Below are 3632 nucleotides of genomic sequence, written 5' to 3' on the forward strand. Positions count from 1 at the left end.
CCCGCCTCTATCTTGCTCATGAAAATTTGCAAATTTGGCTCGACGAAGTCGTAAATTTTGATATTTTTCGCCATCGCGATACCGCGCATATATCGCGCTCGCTCAAGGCTAAATTCGCTCAAATTTAAAATCTCTGGCGGAAATAAAATATACCCGCGCTTGATGTAGTACTCGGTGTCCTCGTAGGTAACTTGCATCTGTTTTAGAGCCGAGCGCATGCGGGTGACGTATTTGTTATCAAGACCCAGCATCTCAAGGTTTATGCCGATGACGCCCAGCGGCGTTTTTAGCTCATGCATCGCGTCGTTAAAAAAGTTATTCATATATTTTTTAGCGTCTTTATACGGCTTTATACCGCTAACAAACGACAAATAAAGCGCGAAAAATACGACCACGAGCGCAAAGGCAAGAGTTAGAGCCGCGACGAATAAAATCCTAGCCGCGTTTTGCTTTTTGGCTAGCACCAGATAATAAAACTCGCCGTCCGCGCTAAAATAGGTCTTGTAAAAAAGATGGCCGTTTTCTTGACGGGTGATAAATTTTAAATCGCTCGGGCGCGCGTCTAAATTTGAGACGATCTGCTTTTCTTTGAGATCAAAAACGCCGTATCTATATGTGAGCGAGATAGGCAAAGTCTCGTTTTTATCGAGCGCTTTGCGGATTTTACCCTCGTATTCTAACAGCTCGAACATATTTTTTGAGTATTCGTCTTTGGAGCTTAAATTTATAATCTCGTAGCTTTGAAATATAAACAAAGCCATGATGATAAAAGTGGCTAAGATGGGGATTTTAAGATTTTGAAACATCTATCTTATAGCCTAGTCCGCGCGATGATTTTATAAACTCGGGAGTCGTTTTTTGACGGATTTTTAGTATGTGCATGCGTACGTCGGCTGGATCGATCTCCTTGTCGTTCCACACCTCGGCTCGCAACCTTTCGATACCGACAAAGCTATTTTTATGAAACAGCAAACACTCGATGATACCAAATTCCCTCGTACTTAGCTCAACCGCTTCGCCTTTAAATTTAAGCCGCTTTTTGGCGGTATCGAGACTAAAGTTTTCATCGATCGCGATCAAGTTTTTATCGTCTCTGCCGTGATATTTTCGCATTAACTCGTTTACTCTAAATTTGAGCTCGGCTAGCTCAAAGGGCTTTTTTAGATACTCGTTACAGCCCAGCTCGTATCCGACCGCCATATCGTCTATATCCACGAGCGAGGTCATTATCATTATGGGCGTTTCACAGCCGATATCTTTGGCGTATTTTATCACCTCGTGTCCGCTGATATGCGGGACCTTGATGTCAAGTATCAGCAGGTGATAAAAGCCCGCCGCTATCTTATCGCAGGCGACTTTGCCGTCAGGCGCCTCATCGACCTCGTAGCCTAGGCTTTCTAGGTATTCGCTAACGCTCTCACGATATACAAAGTCGTCTTCAAGCAGTAAAATTTTCATAAATTCTCCGAATTTTATCGCAATATTTTAAGGGAGATGATAGCTAAAAATGATTTTGGATCGTCTGAATTTAAAAAGGCTCGGCGAGTTTACCGAGCCTAATGCGTATAGTTTAGTCTAAATTTCACGCGCCCGTGAAAACTTGACCGGCATAAACTATATAGTATCTTAGCATAACGACGCCGCAGATAACCACAAGCGAGTTTGCTACGATGTAGCCCACTCTATACGCGTGATTTTTAAGAGCCGTTAGCGCTATGGTGATAGGAGTCAAAAGTCCGATACCCACGACGCCTATCCAAAAGATTAGCGCGTATTGTCCCGTGCTTAGAGCTTGTTTAGCTGCAACCGCGCTCGCTCCGCCTTCGAAATATAGTCCCAAAAATAGTATAGCTATAAGCGGTATCTCGAAAAGTACGGCGCGCAAGTCCATAACCAAAAGATACTTCACGTTGTCTTCGTTAAGAAGGTGCTTGAAGCACAAAAGTCCGACCAAGATGTTTGTCGCTACGCCTGAGCTAAAGCCTGATGTTAGGAACAAGATCGGCAAAATCGGTGTGTTCCAAAGCGGAAGCTTCGTAATCGCGCTAAGCAAAAAGCCTGTATAGATACCAACGCCGATCGCAAGGCCGAAAAGCGCCATCTCGACTATCTTTGAAAGAGGCGCAAAAGAGCGAATCAGTCTAGAAATAGGACGTAAAATCGCTAAAATTTTATACTTTTCTATCTCTTCTTCGAAAATAATCATCGCAAAAAGATAAGCTAGCGGCGTATAAAGCAGCAATAACGCAACGCCGATAGACATAACCGAACCAAAGTTATACTTAATCAAAATCCAGTAAAAGCTAAGCGGCTTGCCAAGGTCAAGCACCAAAAGCGCAAGTCCCACAGTGATCGTTATAGGAGCTACTAGAGCGCCCGCCTTTACCATCGCGTCCCAGATGCTGCCGTCTTGTTTTTTGTGGTAGTTCCACTTAACAAGCAATGCAACCATCATCGCGCCTGCGGACAAACCCGCCAAAAATAGATAAACCGCTATCGGCCACGGCCAGTAAATTTCATTATATTGCGCTACGCTTCCCCACATATTATTCATGGCTTCCTCCTTTGCGGTTAGCTATCATAGCAAGCTTCGGTTTGGTTTTAAGCTCGGCTTTAGGATAGTAGTGAGCTTTGGTATTTAAAATTTTACTTACTTCGCTGTTTGGATCGTTTATATCGCCAAATGCCAAAGCGTCGGTCGGACAAACGGTCACGCACGCAGGCTGCTCGCCAATACTCACTCTAGTCTCAAAGCAAAACGTACATTTGCCTATCTCGCCGGTTTTTGGCTCGACGTAGCGAGCGTCGTAAGGACAGGCTAGGATGCAGTATTTGCAAGATACGCAAGTAGAGTGATCTAGCAGTACTATGCCATCGCTCGTCTGAAAGCTAGCTCCCGTAGGACAAACCGCCACGCACGGAGCGTCCTCGCACATCACGCAACTATGTCTGCTAAAGTCGGTTTTTAAATTTGGAAATTTGCCCTTTATCTGCGAATGGACTTGAAGTCTAAAAACGCCTCTAGGCACTTCGTTTTCGCTCCTGCAAGCCACCGAGCACGCTTGGCAGCCTATGCAGAGGTTTTCGTCATGTATCATTCTATACGCTTTTTTCATCTTTTTTCCTTTACGCTTTTATTATCTTGACGCCGACGTTTCGCACCATCGTAGAGGCGACGGGGCCGATCACGGTAGGATCTAGCAGCTTGCTTTGATTCGTTCCTACGCCGTTCGTACGCTTTAGTCCCGCGCTTTCGTGACCAAAACCGTGATAGACGAAAAGCGTATCCTCCCTGATGCCTTCAGTCAGCATCACGCTTGCTTTTTCTTTTGCGGTTTTGCTTTGAAGGGTTATCTTATCGCCGTCTTTTAGCCCGTATTTTTTCGCGGTATTAGGGTGTATCCAGACGGGCGCGCTACTCATCAGGTCGTTTAAAAATTCGACGTTTTGCGTGTGGCCGTTGGTGTGTATCGGCGTTTTGCCGCTCATTAGGCAAAGCTCCTCGCCGAAAAATACGTCCATGCCCTCGGCGTTTAAGCAGCCGTATCCCGGAAACTGCTTTTCGACCTTTTCGCTAAAGAGCTCGATCTTGCCGCTATCGGTTTTAAATTTGACCTGCGACTCCATCAGCC

General features: G+C 45.3%; 5 protein-coding genes. All 5 read right to left on the reverse strand.

Translation table 11 applies throughout. The features are described 5' to 3' along the window. Positions 1-806 (reverse strand): histidine kinase dimerization/phospho-acceptor domain-containing protein (locus Q0546_RS09550; protein WP_298792526.1); only part of this gene is annotated, 806 nt, incomplete at its 3' end. Beyond that, complete coding sequence (locus Q0546_RS09555) at positions 790-1458, reverse strand: response regulator transcription factor (protein WP_298792528.1); 669 nt, start codon at positions 1456-1458, stop codon at positions 790-792. The genes Q0546_RS09550 and Q0546_RS09555, both read right to left, overlap by 17 nt. A gap of 124 nt (positions 1459-1582) precedes the next feature. After that, positions 1583-2554 (reverse strand): NrfD/PsrC family molybdoenzyme membrane anchor subunit, encoded by a 972-nt coding sequence (gene nrfD, locus Q0546_RS09560; protein ID WP_298792529.1) that lies wholly within the window; start codon positions 2552-2554, stop codon positions 1583-1585. Next, on the reverse strand, positions 2547-3116 hold the full coding sequence (locus tag Q0546_RS09565; RefSeq protein WP_298792532.1) for a 4Fe-4S dicluster domain-containing protein: 570 nt from the start codon (positions 3114-3116) through the stop codon (positions 2547-2549). The genes nrfD and Q0546_RS09565 overlap by 8 nt, the downstream gene beginning before the upstream one ends. A gap of 10 nt (positions 3117-3126) precedes the next feature. Beyond that, positions 3127-3632, reverse strand: a 506-nt coding sequence (locus tag Q0546_RS09570) for a molybdopterin dinucleotide binding domain-containing protein (protein WP_298792535.1), incomplete at its 5' end; no start/stop codon positions are given.

The organism is uncultured Campylobacter sp., assembly GCF_937997465.1.
GTDB lineage: Bacteria > Campylobacterota > Campylobacteria > Campylobacterales > Campylobacteraceae > Campylobacter_A.

Bases quoted from the DNA above. Each gene is read 5' to 3' on its own strand.
- Q0546_RS09555 (WP_298792528.1), bottom strand. From the start codon at position 1,458: ATGAAAATTTTACTGCTTGAAGACGACTTTGTATATCGTGAGAGCGTT.
- nrfD (WP_298792529.1), bottom strand. From the start codon at position 2,554: ATGAATAATATGTGGGGAAGCGTAGCGCAATATAATGAAATTTACTGG.
- Q0546_RS09565 (WP_298792532.1), bottom strand. From the start codon at position 3,116: ATGAAAAAAGCGTATAGAATGATACATGACGAAAACCTCTGCATAGGC.